The sequence below is a fragment of the Vibrio orientalis CIP 102891 = ATCC 33934 genome (genome assembly GCF_000176235.1).
Lineage (GTDB): Bacteria > Pseudomonadota > Gammaproteobacteria > Enterobacterales > Vibrionaceae > Vibrio > Vibrio orientalis.
On sequence record NZ_ACZV01000004.1, the window covers coordinates 1,303,161 to 1,317,735 of the forward strand.

At 45.3% G+C, this 14,575-nt stretch carries 10 protein-coding genes; 8 read left to right on the forward strand and 2 right to left on the reverse strand.

Annotated features, from left to right (window positions below):
• Nucleotides 1-126 precede the first annotated feature (126 nt).
• From VIA_RS09370 to VIA_RS09395, 6 genes are all read left to right on the forward strand, one after another.
• A complete protein-coding gene (locus VIA_RS09370; protein ID WP_004412697.1) occupies nt 127-861 on the forward strand; it encodes a siderophore ferric iron reductase in 735 nt (244 codons plus the stop codon).
• A 97-nt stretch (nt 862-958) separates the two neighbouring features.
• Nucleotides 959-1,726, forward strand: a complete 768-nt coding sequence (locus VIA_RS09375) for an ABC transporter ATP-binding protein (RefSeq protein ID WP_004412699.1) — start codon at nt 959-961, stop codon at nt 1,724-1,726.
• 16 nt (nt 1,727-1,742) lie between these two features.
• On the forward strand, nt 1,743-2,639 hold the full coding sequence (locus VIA_RS09380) for an ABC transporter substrate-binding protein (protein WP_038211068.1): 897 nt from the start codon (nt 1,743-1,745) through the stop codon (nt 2,637-2,639).
• Complete coding sequence (fhuB, locus tag VIA_RS09385; protein WP_004412702.1) at nt 2,636-4,633, forward strand: Fe(3+)-hydroxamate ABC transporter permease FhuB; 1,998 nt, start codon at nt 2,636-2,638, stop codon at nt 4,631-4,633. Before VIA_RS09380 ends, fhuB begins: the two co-directional genes overlap by 4 nt.
• A 161-nt stretch (nt 4,634-4,794) precedes the next feature.
• Nucleotides 4,795-5,751, forward strand: coding sequence for a GntR family transcriptional regulator (locus VIA_RS09390; protein ID WP_004412703.1), 957 nt, complete (start codon nt 4,795-4,797; stop codon nt 5,749-5,751).
• A gap of 330 nt (nt 5,752-6,081) precedes the next feature.
• Nucleotides 6,082-8,241 (forward strand): TonB-dependent receptor, encoded by a 2,160-nt coding sequence (locus VIA_RS09395; RefSeq protein ID WP_004417036.1) that lies wholly within the window; start codon nt 6,082-6,084, stop codon nt 8,239-8,241.
• Nucleotides 8,242-8,298: 57 nt separating this feature from the next.
• Here the strand turns inward: VIA_RS09395 and VIA_RS09400 are convergent, their stop codons facing one another.
• Nucleotides 8,299-9,276 (reverse strand): arginine deiminase-related protein, encoded by a 978-nt coding sequence (locus VIA_RS09400; protein ID WP_004412707.1) that lies wholly within the window; start codon nt 9,274-9,276, stop codon nt 8,299-8,301.
• A 311-nt stretch (nt 9,277-9,587) separates the two neighbouring features.
• Here VIA_RS09400 and VIA_RS09405 point away from each other — a divergent pair, with 311 nt between their 5' ends.
• Complete coding sequence (locus tag VIA_RS09405) at nt 9,588-11,444, forward strand: ABC transporter ATP-binding protein (protein ID WP_004412708.1); 1,857 nt, start codon at nt 9,588-9,590, stop codon at nt 11,442-11,444.
• 277 nt (nt 11,445-11,721) lie between these two features.
• On the forward strand, nt 11,722-11,934 hold the full coding sequence (gene cspE, locus VIA_RS09410) for a transcription antiterminator/RNA stability regulator CspE (protein ID WP_004412710.1): 213 nt from the start codon (nt 11,722-11,724) through the stop codon (nt 11,932-11,934).
• A 179-nt stretch (nt 11,935-12,113) separates the two neighbouring features.
• Here cspE and VIA_RS09415 read toward each other — a convergent pair whose 3' ends face one another.
• Complete coding sequence (locus tag VIA_RS09415) at nt 12,114-14,552, reverse strand: M64 family metallopeptidase (RefSeq protein WP_004412712.1); 2,439 nt, start codon at nt 14,550-14,552, stop codon at nt 12,114-12,116.
• Nucleotides 14,553-14,575: the final 23 nt, after the last annotated feature.

Genomic DNA, 14,575 nt, shown 5'->3' on the forward strand with positions numbered 1-14,575 from the left:
TTACAAGCGGCTTCGAGTAAGTCGCTTTTTTTTACCACCAAAGAAAAGTGGAAATAAGAATCAATTGCAACATGGTGAAGATAAGATTACTCTTGAATGCGATTTTTACCATAGAAGCACATCAAGATGAGCGGCCAATCATTCTTTGAACATTTGTTCGAACATTCAAAGCAAGTTACCCCTTATTTAAGCGGCTCTATCAATCATCAGCCTAACGAAAATACTGATCACCCTATCGTACATATCGATAGCTCTAGTGCTGAGCAGATACAATCCCTCTATGAACAGCTAAAATTACTTCACCCTGAAGCTGGCGCGCCTTACTGGCTAACCAGAACTTGGACCTTGCTCTGCTGGCAACCAATTTATGTGGCTTTTATTGCCATTTATTCATGCCGAGGACTACCCAACATTTCAGCTATGGTTCAATCCATACAGCCCGGCTTTGTTAGTGGCTATCAATTTGAATCAACAACCTATCAGCAGGGTAGCGAGCAAGAGCTCATCACTAAAGCAGGCCATGACCTCAACCTCCTGTTTGACTATTTTCGTTCTGAGATGAGTCAATGGACGCGAATTCGCCCAGGGTTTACCCGCCACTTATTTGCTGACGGCATACTGGGTTGCTTGGTCAAGTTAAGCCAATACGCCCCTGCGCTACCAAAAGACTATTTATTTGAGCAAGCGCGTTTATGGCTTCAAGCTTGCGGTTTATCTGAAAAGTTTATGGATAGACTCACATATGATGAAACAACGAAACAGTTAACACTTGTCAGAACCAGCTGCTGTTTGGTCTATAAATGCCAAGGTCGTAAACTGTGCGGTGACTGCCCTCGTCATCCAAATAATAAGCATTTGTAAACATTACAGACAACTAATTATGATACGTATTATCATTTGCATTTTAATGTGATAGCATCGCTGCTTATTCATCAATACTCGACCTTGAAGTTAAATCATGTTCCAGCTTGTCGATGCGTCGTTCGAAATCGACGGTAAAAATATCCTGCTTCCTACCAGTTTAGATTTTTCTCCTGGAAAAGTGACAACACTACTCGGTCACAATGGCTGTGGTAAATCGACCTTAATCAAACTGTTAAGCCGTCAGAACTCTCCTTCTCAAGGGAAGGTACTGCTCAACGATCAAGTGGTTTCTTCCTATACCAACCTAGAGTTCGCTCACCGAGTGGCTTACTTACCTCAGCACCCTCCAGTGACTGATGGCGTGACGGTTCGTGAATTGGTCTGCTTTGGCCGCTACCCATGGAAAGGCGCATTTGGTCGTTATAGCAAATCGGATTACGCGATTGTCGACGAGGCAATAGATAAAGTGGGATTGAGCAAATTCTCAGAACGATTTGTCGCGACTCTCTCTGGTGGTGAGCGACAAAGAGCCTGGGTCGCGATGCTACTCGCTCAGCAAAGTAAGTGCATCTTGCTTGATGAGCCTACCTCTGCACTCGATGTCGCTCACCAGCACGAATTATTGGCACTCATCCGCGAGCTCAACCAATCCATGGGGCTAAGCGTCATTATGGTGCTTCATGATGTCAACATGGCCGCTAAGTTCAGCGATGAGTTGATCGCTCTTCATTCAGGGCAAGTCATCGCAAGTGGTTCACCTGCTGAGCTCATGACACCGGATACTCTGATGAAAATCTACGGAATGGAGTTAGCTCTATTCCAACACCCTCAAACAGGTCAACCCATTAGCTACATCCCCTAACTACAAGGAATTCGTTGTGAAAAGATTCGTACTTATGTTGTCAGCACTACTGACATTCAATGTTTATGCGTTGGACATCACCCACGAGATGGGGGTCACCACTTTTGAATCAACACCTAAGAAAGTCGTCGCTCTCGATTGGGCGCTAACGGAAACCGTACTGAGTTTAGGTGTCGAGCTTACGGGTATTGCCGATACAAAAGGCTATCAACAATGGGTCGTTGAACCTGCTCTGAGTGGTACTGAAGTTGATTTGGGCGCACGTCGAGAGCCGAACCTTGAGCTGCTTATGGAACTTAAGCCAGACGTCATCTTAATCAGTAAACATATGGCGCCAGCCTATGAACAACTACAGCGTATTGCACCCGTTCTAGTATTCAGCGTTTACAGTGAGAAAAAGCAGCCATTAAACGCAGCAAAGTCGATCACCAAATCATTAGGTAAGTTGTTCGATAAAGAGCAGCAAGCAGAGTTGGTCATTGCTCAAACGGATAAGATTTTCGCCATCAACGCAGATAAAGTGCGCCAATCAGGTAAGTCGGATAAGGCGCTGCTATTCGCACGTTTTATTAACGACAAAACTCTTCGTATCCACAGTCAAGGCTCACTGGCTCAAGCCACTATCGATGCCATGGGTCTAGAAAATGACTGGCAGCAAGAAACGAACCTATGGGGATTCACCACTGCTGGAACCGAAAAGCTGGCTGAGCACCAAAGTGCCAATGTGATGATCTTTGGGCCGCTCACTCAGCCAGAACGTAACAAACTCAAGCAGTCCCCCCTTTGGCAAGCAATGGAGTTTACTCGTACTAATTCCGTGTATGAACTGCCAGCAATTTGGACATTTGGTGGCTTAATCGCAGCACAACGTTTTAGTGATCATATCACTGAGCAGCTTACTAATAATCAATGAACACCTTAAAGATAAATAACGCTCCACAACAATATATCAACCTCAAAGCGGCTGCCCTACTCGCAGCCGCGCTCGTTAGTATTGTCGGCTTACTGGAGATCACGGCTCCTTATACATTAGGCATTCCACTGATATGGGATACCTTGTTTCACTATGACCCTGCTAACTATCAACATCTGATTACCCACTTAACCTATCTTCCTAGGTTAGCTGTCGCCATTATTTGTGGATTTGGACTCGCGGTGGCAGGTTGTGTGATGCAGTTTGTGCTGCGCAACCCCATCGCTTCACCAACCACCCTTGGCGTCGCGGCAGGGGCTGAGCTTGGAATGGTACTGGGGATCCTTCTGATCCCTGTCAACATGGCTGTACCTCATTTTATTCCTGCGTTCATTGGTGGCTGTTTGGCGACGGGATTAGTGTTTGCGTTAAGCTCAAGCAGAGGCTTCTCACCCCTTCACATGGTGCTGTCCGGCATGATCGTTAGCCTGTTCTTAGGTTCATTAAACACCATGCTATTGATGCTGCATGAACAACAGCTAACAAGCATATTTGTTTGGGGTGCCGGCGTACTGAACCAAAATGGCTGGACTAGCACGCTGATGCTGATCCCGTTAGTTACCCTACCGACGCTATTATTGCTGCTGTTACAACGCCCGTTATCTGCACTCCAATTTGGTGACAATGTCGCAACCTCGTTAGGCGTAAACATCAAACAAATAAAACTACTGTGTTTATCTCTCGCTATCTTCATTACCGCGGCCGTCGTCAGCGAAGTAGGACTGATCGGTTTTGTCGGCATTGTTGCTCCGGCTATCGCCAGAATGCTAGGCGCCCGAACCTTGGTGAAGCAAATCCTTCTCAGTGGATTGATTGGTAGTCTTATTCTTCTGACTGTAGACCTGCTGATTCAACCATTCTCTGGTGTTGGCGGAGAGCTACTACCAACCGGGGCGATGACGGCATTGATCGGCGCACCATTTTTGCTTTGGTTACTGCAGCGAACTAAGCTTCAGGCCGATCTAAAAGCTCGCTCTGAACATGTAGAGCATTACCGCCAAGTTGACACTGCCAAGCTTGTCACAGTAATAGTTGTGGTGCTCATCCTAGTCACCTTATTTGCACTGACCGTTGGCAAAACGCCGCAAGGTTGGGAACTAAATTTTAATCGCTCAATATTTGATTTGCGCGCACCACGAGTGTTAGTCGCACTATTGGCAGGTGTCGGTCTCGCGTTTGCCGGTACACTGATTCAGCGTATCTCTAACAACCCAATGGCTAGCCCAGAAGTACTAGGAATCAGTTCAGGCGCTGCTCTAGCGCTGGTGTTAGGGACAGTTTTGGGAATTACCGTTGGCCGAGAACAGCAAATGCTGATCGGAACGGTAGGCGCACTATCCGTGACTGCTCTGGTGTGGTTAATGGGAAGAAGGCATAACTTTGCACCAACCCAAACCCTATTAACCGGAATTGCGCTTAGCGCGGGTCTTGATGCCCTGCTGCGTATTGCGATGAGCTCTGGACATGACAATGCCACAACGTTGCTCACCTGGTTGTCTGGTTCAACTTACCTAGTAGCAGGCCAAGATATTCTCATTCTAGCGGTTGGAGTTACGCTCACCGGAGCCATCGCTTTATCACTTAATCGCTGGGTTGAACTGATTGGTATCGGAGAAGTAACCGCCAACAGCCTAGGTATGGACTCGACCGTGGTGAGACTGGTACTACTGCTTTTGGTCGCGGCATTAACCACTTTATGTACCATCGTTATTGGCCCACTCAGTTTCATCGGCTTGCTGGCCCCTCATATGGCTAGATCTCTGCATCAATACCGCGCACTACCGCAAATGCTCACTGCCGCAGTATTGGGCGCGATAATCATGGTTATCGCTGATTGGATAGGACGAACCCTTTGGTTCCCTTGGCAATTCCCAGCAGGCTTACTCGCGTCTTTGATTGGCGGTGGATACTTCTTGTATTTAATGAGACGTTAACTCTAGAGCCCTCCAAATTGCGAGGGCTTATTGGCTTCAGGTCTTGCTAGACTCCGACCTCTACAACGCCAGGTATTTTCGTTACCAAAATACAATCAGTGACTTTCCAGCCAATTTGTGTTTACCATTAAGCCAATAAGAATAACAACTCATTGATTATTATGAATACGACAGCCATCACTCAGCTTCAGCAAGATCTGTTGGTTAAAGTTATTACTCGGCTTAAAGAAGACAATGCACAAGCAGGTGATAGCCTGAATGAGTCTTCATTAGCACAGCAATTCGAAGTATCCCGAACCCCGCTAAGAGCAGTACTTAAGCATTTGTCCACTTTAGGCGTAACCAAGGCCGTTCCCTACAAGGGGTTTGTGTTGCTAACCGACGCTGAGGAGATCACTATTTCTTTCGCTACAGATGGCGAACCATGCCGTCAAGATTTATTGTATCTGCGTATCTTAATGGATCTATTTTTTGGTGAGCTTGACGCATCATTCTCAGAAAATGAATTACAACAGCGCTACGACGCTAACCGAGGGGAAATCCAAAATGTCCTTCGATTGCTAGAAACCGATGGCATCTTTCGTCGTAGCCCTGGATACAAATGGTATGTTGATGGCGTATTGAACACACTAGAAAGACATGCAGAAAGTTATCGATGTCGACTCATCTTCGAGCCCGCTGGTCTACTGGAGCCAACTTGGGCACTCAACCTCGCCAAGTTTGAACGTTGCCGAAACAATCATATCCAAGCGATTAACGAGCCACATTTGGTTTCCGCTAGCCAGCTGTATGAACTCAGTGCTAGCTTCCATGAACTGCTGTCAGCTTGTTCGGGAAATCGCTTTTTACTTGGCACTATGCAGCAGCATAACCGATTGCGTAAGGCAACCGACCTCGTTTCTATGCACATTCAGTCATCTGTCGCTAAGTCCTGCCAACGTCGATTAGATATCATCGAATTACTACTTAATGGTGACAATCGAACCGCTGCCGCGAAGTTAACCCAACTATTAGAAAACGACATTCGAGTGATGACGCGGACCTACAAGGATGTAATGAATGTATCTCGGCAACAACGAGAAAGCCTGATAAATAGCATCACTTCTACCCCAAGTTAATCTCTCTACAGGCGGCCTCTCCGGCTGCCTTTTCATGTCTATAAACCCTCACTTGCCAACAAGATAACGTTAATACTCAACTGAACAACCCCGCTGCTCCCACCTAACACGTAAAAACAATATCGTTGTCGATATACCTATCAAAAATAAATCATGCTTATGTATTGTTTTTTCGCAACAAAAACACAATAATAATGATTCTTATTTAGAAATGATAAAAATAACAATTTGCGTTTACTTTTCTAGATAGTGAATTTGCAGCCTTCACCTCTATCTGAGCCCACCAAAGATGAAGGCGTGTTAACCAAAACAATTACCATAGAGAAAGAAATGAACGTAATAAAAGGAATTTTTCCGCTATCTTCTATCGCGTTGGCCATTGCGGCAGCAAGCACACCAGCGATGACTCATGCTCAAGAATACACAACAACACAAGAGAAAATGGTGGTGGTGTCTAGCCGCACCCCTAAAGCGCTCAGCGACATTCCTGGCACCGTTTGGTACATAGATTCGGAACAGATCGAGCAAGAATATCGAGGTGGTAAAACACTTGGTGAAATTCTTGCCGCAACCATTCCCTCTTTAGATATGAGTAGCGGCGGTCGAACCAATTACGGTCAAAACTTACGTGGCCGCAAAATGCTGGTAATGATTGATGGTGTGTCACTACAATCTTCACGCCAGATAAGCCGCCATTTAGACTCCATCGACCCATTTAACATCGAGCGCATCGAAGTACTTTCTGGAGCAACCTCGATCTATGGAGCAGGCGCATCAGGGGGTGTTATCAACATCATTACCAAGAAAGCGCAGGGTGACGAACTCGAGTTTGAATCTTATGTTGGCGGTTCGTCAGGTTTCAATTCCGGCGAAGATTTTGATTATAAGCTGGGCCAATCTATTGCGGGTGGCAATGAGAAAGTACAAGCGAGAGCGTCGGTAATCTATACCGAAACGCAAGGCTTCTTTGATGCCAATGGCGACATCGTTATTCCTGATATTTCACAGGGCTCACTGCAGTTTAACCAGACCATCGACTTCTTAACGACTGTCGGTGTAAATCTCTCTGACACTAAGAAGATCAACTTCTTAGCTCAATATTATGACAGCCAACAAGACTCTCCATATGGCCTATACATTGAAAACTATAAGTTTATCGATGTACGCAAAGGTTTCGAGTCAGATCGCGAGCATGGTACTGAGCGTATTATGCTCAGCGCATCGTATGTGGATGAAGCATTCTTAGGCCACCAGCTTCTTGCAGAAGCCGCCTACCGTAAGGAAGATCAAACCTATACTCCTTACTATCAGTCTTCAGGCCAGCAGATCACCGACGTGCTGTCTCTTAAAGCTGCGTTGGCGAAAAGCTATAACCGCTTCAATTTCGTTTATGGTATCGATGCTTATCAAGACTCATTGGAAAGTAATCAAGCCCTATACGATCCGACGATCGCCAACAGCTCAGGCGATTTGATCAATAAGACTTATGCTCAAGTAGGTCGTTATCCGGGTGTCGAAGTCGGCTCAGTCGCCGGGTTTATTCAAGCAGATTATGCCATTACTGATAACTGGACTGTCGAAGGGGGCTATCGCTACCAGTACATGGTCAACAAGATCGATGACTTTGTCGGCTATACCCAGCAAAAGAACATTGCTAAAGGCAAAGGCAGCAGTGCAGATGCTGTTCCTGGGGGAGAAACCGACTACAGTGTTGGATTGTTTAACCTAGGTACCATTTACCACATCAACGGTAACTCTCAGGTGTGGGCGAACTTCTCGCAAGGCTTTGATCTTGCCGACCCTGCTAAATACTACGGCCAAGGTGACTACACTCTAGTTGGCGAGCACTGGCAGCTCAACGACAGTATTAATGTCTCTGACTCTAAGCTATCAGGGATCAAAACCAACAGCTTTGAGCTAGGTTACCGCTTAGATACAGGAGAGCTCAACTTACAGACCGCGGCTTATTACTCTCAATCCGATAAGAGTGTGAAGTACAACAAAACCACGCTATTGATTGAAGACGTTGAGGACAAAAAACGAGTTTACGGCCTAGAAGCCCTTGCTTCTTACTGGGTTCATGACAACGTACAGCTCGGTGCCTCTGGTCATTACGTGATTTCTGAACTCGATGGTGACAATGGTTGGGAAGATCTATCAGCGGGCGAAGCAAGTACTTCAAAAGCTAGTGCTTGGGCAGGTTGGTACGATGCCAATTTAGCGCTAAAACTACAAAGCCAAACCATGTTTGATTATGAAGATGAAGCTGACAACAAGCTTGATGGTTACACAGTCTTTGACCTAGTGGGTAGCTATCAGCTTCCTGTCGGTAGCCTAGGTTTCGGAATTCAGAATCTATTCAACGAAGACTACACCACGATTTGGGGTCAGCGTGCACAAATTCTTTACTCAAGCCATTATGCGCCTGAAGCGTATGACTACAAAGGCCGTGGCCGCACCTATACACTAAACTATCAAGTTAAGTTTTAAACTGAACAGCGAATAAAAAGCCGCCCGTCGTTGGGCGGCTTTTCTATAATCACTTTGCTATAGCTGTTTCTTACGGCTTGGCAAAAATACCTCACCCAACATACAACGAACGCTGCCACCACCAATGTTTTCAATCGTCTTCACATTGAATGGCAGTAATTTACCGTGGCTTGCAAGCTGTGCACGTTGCGCTGGAGAGAACGCATCATAAGCAGATTGCGACATCGCGATAACCTTCTCACCATTGATGGTTTCAAGTTGGAGGATATTGCCACAGAAGTTATTCATCTGCTCAAGTGAAATTGAAATCACCTGCTTATCTTTTGCCAAAGATTTGATCACAAAACGTCGCTCAAATTCAGGGATCACTTCATCACAAATAACGCAGAAGCTTTCCCCAATCGCCATCATCACATTGGTATGGTAGATCGGCTTGCCTGAAGGAAGTGCTGTTTGAAATGAGACCACTCGATCGTAACCAATACGCTTTGAGTAATCTTCCAATACTTCGCGATCACAACGCTGTGATAAGGCGGCATAGACAGTTTTATTTACGTGATCTTTAACCATCACGCCGGTACTTTCTAAATGCGCATCTTGCTGGAGGTAGTCCGTCAAAGAATCTTGAAGGGTAATCGTACGGCCGGCTTGTTGCAGCGCTTCAGCCAATGCATCTACTTTGACTTCATGCTGGCGGTTTTTACATGCCATTGGAAAGGTAAATAGCTCACCTTTAGCAGTCGTACTAAACCAGTTATTTGGGAAAACTGCATCCGGTGTTTCAACTTCTCCGAGCGGGTAATCAAACTCAACCACTTGGACGCCCGCTTGGCGCAACGAAATGACCATCGCGTTGAATTCTTGCATGGCAGCTAGACGAACTTGGCTCGTCGACTCAGTCACTTGGTGCTGAAATTCATTGTCTTGTGCAGTTTCTGCGTTAAACGCAAACTCTTTAGGCGGCACCATCACCACACAGTTAGCGTTTTGTACTGTTGATTGTTTTTTTTGTAGTAGGGATTGCTGTTTCAACATTAGGACAAACTCAATTAATCTCACTCATTACGGCTAATTGTAGACATAATGTTAAAATAAGATTTACTGAAATAACCTATGCAAAGGCTGTCAATCCAGTTAAATAGCATGAGAGAATCTAAATTTGCAGCAATTTTTATTGCCACGATGACTTTTAATCAAATCGTGCTGAATATTATGCATCGAAAGGAGTAATAAACTGGTTACATTTCACACATTAACGTTATACCATTGGTTTTCCTTCCTATTTATGGACGAACACCTACGCCGTGTGGCGTAACACCTGTCTTTTGTGTGTTTAGGAATTTACTATGTTTAAGAAATTTGAAGGCTTTACCAAGCCTTTCCCCGAGCAAGAGCCTAGCCAGCCGCCATCGGGCATTTTTGCTTTTTGTCGCCACTATACGCGGGGATTTGAAGTTCCACTGATCATCATGTCTATTATGTCGACGATTGTCGCCATTGTAGAGGTATCTCTGTTCGGTGCGATGGGTAACCTCGTCGACTGGCTATCAACCAGTAATCCGGAAACCTTTTGGCAACAGAATCAAAGCGAGCTCCTATTTTACGGTACTCTTTTACTCGTTGTGATGCCGATATTGGTGATCGGCTACTCTTTGTTGATCCACCAAACGCTGCTTGGCAACTACCCAATGTCTATTCGTTGGCTAGCACACCGTTACTTACTAAAACAAAGTCTCAACTTTTACCAAGATGACTTTGCCGGTCGAGTGGCAACTAAAGTGATGCAAACCTCGCTGGCAGTACGTGAAACCGTGATGAAAAGCATGGATGTTTTTGTCTATGTCTCAGTTTACTTTACTTCAATGGTTGTCCTGTTAGCTCAAGCAGACTGGCGTCTAATGATCCCAATGGTGATATGGCTGTGCTGTTATATCGCTATCCAGATTTACTTTGTGCCTAAACTAAAGAGCGTCGCGTCAGAACAAGCAGACGCTCGTTCAACCATGACGGGACGCATCGTCGATAGTTACACCAACATCGCCACAGTGAAGCTGTTCTCGCACAGTAAGCGCGAAACCGAGTACGCAGAAAAAGGCATGAACGGTTTCTTAGACACCGTCTATCGCCAAATGCGTCTGGTCACTGGTTTTGATGTCGCGGTTGAAATCACTAACTACATTCTTGTGTTCTCAATTGGTGCTCTGTCTATTTTCTTATGGATGGATGGTTCGATCAGTATTGGCGCGATTGCCATTGCTATCGCTTTAGCCCTGCGTATCAACGGTATGTCGATGTGGATCATGTGGGAAGTCGGTGCTCTGTTTGAAAACATGGGTACGGTAGTAGACGGGATGAAAACCCTAGCGAAACCCATCGACATACAAGACAAGCCGAACGCTAAGCCAATCGTGGTAGACCAGGGTGGCATTGAGTTTGATGATGTCAGCTTCCACTATGGTGATAAATCGAAAGGGGTGATCAGTAACCTTAACCTCAATATCAAACCAGGCGAGAAAGTGGGATTAGTGGGGCGCTCAGGTGCAGGTAAGTCGACGCTGGTAAACTTATTGCTACGCTTCCATGATGTTGAGAGCGGTAACATAAAGATCGATGGCCAAGTTATCTCGGATGTCACGCAAGACTCACTGCGCAGCAAGATTGGCATGGTGACGCAAGATACCTCATTGCTGCACCGCTCGATCCGCGACAACATCTTATATGGTAATCCTGATGCCTCTGAAGAAGATTTATTGCGTGCAACCAAACAAGCCCATGCACATGAGTTTATAGAAACGCTGAATGACCCATTTGGCAACGTTGGTTATGACGCTCAAGTCGGGGAGCGAGGCGTTAAACTCTCAGGAGGTCAGCGTCAGCGTATTGCGATTTCACGCGTACTACTTAAAGACGCACCGCTACTGATCCTTGATGAAGCCACTTCCGCGCTCGATTCAGAAGTCGAAGCAGCGATTCAAGAAAGCTTAAACGAGCTAATGCAAGGCAAGACGGTGATAGCGATTGCTCACCGACTTTCGACAATTGCGGCGATGGATCGCTTGATCGTACTTGATAAAGGTGAAGTGGTTGAACAGGGCACTCACCACGAGCTCGTTCAAAGCGGCGGTATATACGCTCAACTATGGGCGCACCAGACTGGAGGCTTCATCGGCGAAGACCAAACCGAACAAAAACAAAGCGCTTAAATGCTCAGTTTATAAAATCGCTAGGGAGATTAGCCCTTCACTAGCGATTTTAGCTAACGGAAACACAAAATATATCTTTACATCACACTGTAATCAGGTAATATTTAGATCGCTCTGCAAGACAGGGTTATTTGTGAAACTGCAAGTAAAAGTAAATCCTTAGAATTCTGCGTTACCGTTGTTATCCTCAGTGTTTCCCTTAGCTTCATTGTTTACACATTAAATAGTTCGATTTTTCAGCGCACTACAATTTAATTTTTTATATAAGGGACACATTATGTCTAACAAAACTACTGGTATCGTAAAATGGTTTAACGAAGAGAAAGGCTTCGGTTTCATCACTCCAGAAAACGGCGGTGCTGACGTATTCGTTCACTTCCGTGCTATCACTTCAGACGGTTTCAAAACTCTGAAAGAAGGCCAACAGGTTTCTTTCGAAGTTGAACAAGGCCAAAAAGGCCCACAAGCTGCTAACGTAGTACCAGCTTAATTTTAATTGACCTAGTCAATTACTAAGATTTTGAAAACCAGCCCTAGTGGCTGGTTTTTTTATGCCTGCCATTAAATAGCTCAACCTGTGTTCCCCTAACAAGAAAAAGCCCTACCGAAGTAGAGCTCCTTTCAAACAACCGATTGAAAAATGCACTTTATGCAGAATTGCTTAGTGTTCTATTCACATTGATTATGCTGGCTGCTATTCACTTTACGCCAAACGCCCCACTGACCATCAGAACCTGGCTCGTTACCTTGTGTCCACCACTGGTTGTCCCACTCAGCCCCTTGCCACGTCACTCGTTGACACGGAGAAGAGTAAGTTTTACCCGCTTGCCATAGCGGAGATTGAGTCACCTCTGGAATTGGTGACTGCACGACTGAAACTTCTGCATTATCGGAAAGCTCACCATCACTAATTGTAAGAGAGAATCGATACGTCGTTTTAGCGTCAGTGTCAGCTAAACGAACGACCGTATTCGCTTCAGTTGGTGTCTCTAGTACCGCTAACGGGAATGTCGGCGCAATCTGTTGCCATTGGTAAACTAAGCTATCACCATCAGGGTCCGTTGATTTATCACCGCTTAACAATAAAGAGCCGGCGCCTTCCAATGTGTTTTTGTCGGTTGTTACAATCGCATTTGGCGCTTGGTTTGTCTCTGTCGGCTCCTGAATTAGGATCTGTTTTTCTTGTGTCGAGGCATCAAACGACCCCGAAACTACTGGCGAAGACCACTGTTCTGCACTGTTACTAAAGTACAAGCGGTAATCTTTAATTGTGCCGTTAACATTTCCATCCTGTCGTGGAAGGTAGTTAATCTGCGACAATTCAACACGACCACCTAAATCAATCACCATTTCATGAGGTGGATTCGCTAATGGAGATTCACTCCAACGACTATGCCAAAACGTTTTTGGATCACCATCAATCGCTTGAACAGCATAACGGGGATAGCGAGTCTCTTCACTTGACACCGACACTATGGACAACTGTTCTGTTGGCACATAAGCCCCTTGACTATCCACAAAGCTCAACTCTGCAGCAGATGCAAAGCTTTGATCTTTGATCTCTGAATCAGCGACGAGTCGGACATAACGGAAACCTTCACCTGTCTCATCAGGGGTCTGGTCCGCAACATTCAGTTGCCATTGGCGCTCATTGACCAATCGACCGCTAGGATCAGACTTCACTTGACTCGTCGTATCCTTTACAACTGCTTTTAATGTATGGCTGCCTGACTCCAGTTGTTCAGCATCGAGTGTTAACTGCATATTCTGACCAGAATCCACCACCTTGCCATCTAGCAGCCACGTAATATTCAAGCGATTAATCGGGATTGGCGTTGTCACTGAGAAAGATTGAATACCTTGCATATCAATACTCTGTTCAATTGGACTTACTGAGGCTAATGGCTTGATAGTCTCGTATATCTTCAAGATCAGCGCTTCGGTATTAACTGCATCAAACTCTCGGCTTGAACCTAGCGAACGCATTAATGAGTTTTTTGTCGGACGATATTTGCCTTCAGCGCAATACTGTGCACCTTCAAATATTCCAACTTCAGGATCATGTTCCATCCAGTGTGACCATTTGACATCGCTCGATTTCATAGTGACATTCTTGGCACTTGGTTCACGGTTTAAGTTACAGGTCCCATAGCTGTATTCATCGGCCAATTTGCCATACGTATGCCCAACCTCATGCAAAGCTAAACCAACTGCACTAAGACTGGTGGTCATTGTTGCTATGTTTTGATAACCCGCACCACCGTACTTATCGGTATTTGAGACGACTAAATAGATTTCATCGGCATCACTTGGAAGTACCGACTTAGCTTCATCAATCGATTGATAACGATCTTTTAGCAAAAGTAAGCGATCTGAAGCACTACGGAAATAGCTCTTAAAAGCACTGCCCTCTAACGGACTCCCGTTCTCTGCTACACCGGACAGTTGACTTGGTTTTTCAATTAACCACACATTAAAATAGTCGCGATAGTCGCGATAAGGTGTTTTTGAAAAAAAACCGTCCATCACTGAAGCCGCATCTTGGCGAAATTTTTCTTTTTCATCAGCTCGATAACCATCGCCCAATAAAACCACGTCGATTTTGTCTTGAGCAGAGCCATTATCAATAAGTTTATAGGCTGAAGTCATTGCACTGCGCACCATTGGCGAAGACATCGCTTTATGACCACTCAACAAAAGCTCCACTACACTTCCATTCTCATTTAAGGTATAAGCTCGAATTGACTCACCCTGATTTAAAATAGCCTGTTGAGCAGCACTTAATGTGATAAATCCGCGTTCAAACCACTGTGCTTGAGATGAGATAAACTCGCCTGTCTGTTCATCGAATTCTTCAAATTGGGTATACAGAGGGTTCTCAAGTTCAATAAGGCCAATACGCTCATACGTTGCCCCTATCACTTCAATAACGATTTGTTGAGATGTTTCTAATCCTAGCTCTAACGCAGTGTACGACACAGAAGAAACGTTTTCTGACACCGTCACTTGCAGTTCGTGTGGAACTTCTGTGTTAGAGAAAGCACTCGTTGACACCAAGCCTGAAAGCGAGATCGCCATGGCCAGTGTTTTAAGCCTATGCTTCATCATAATTTAATCCTTTCGATTTCAAT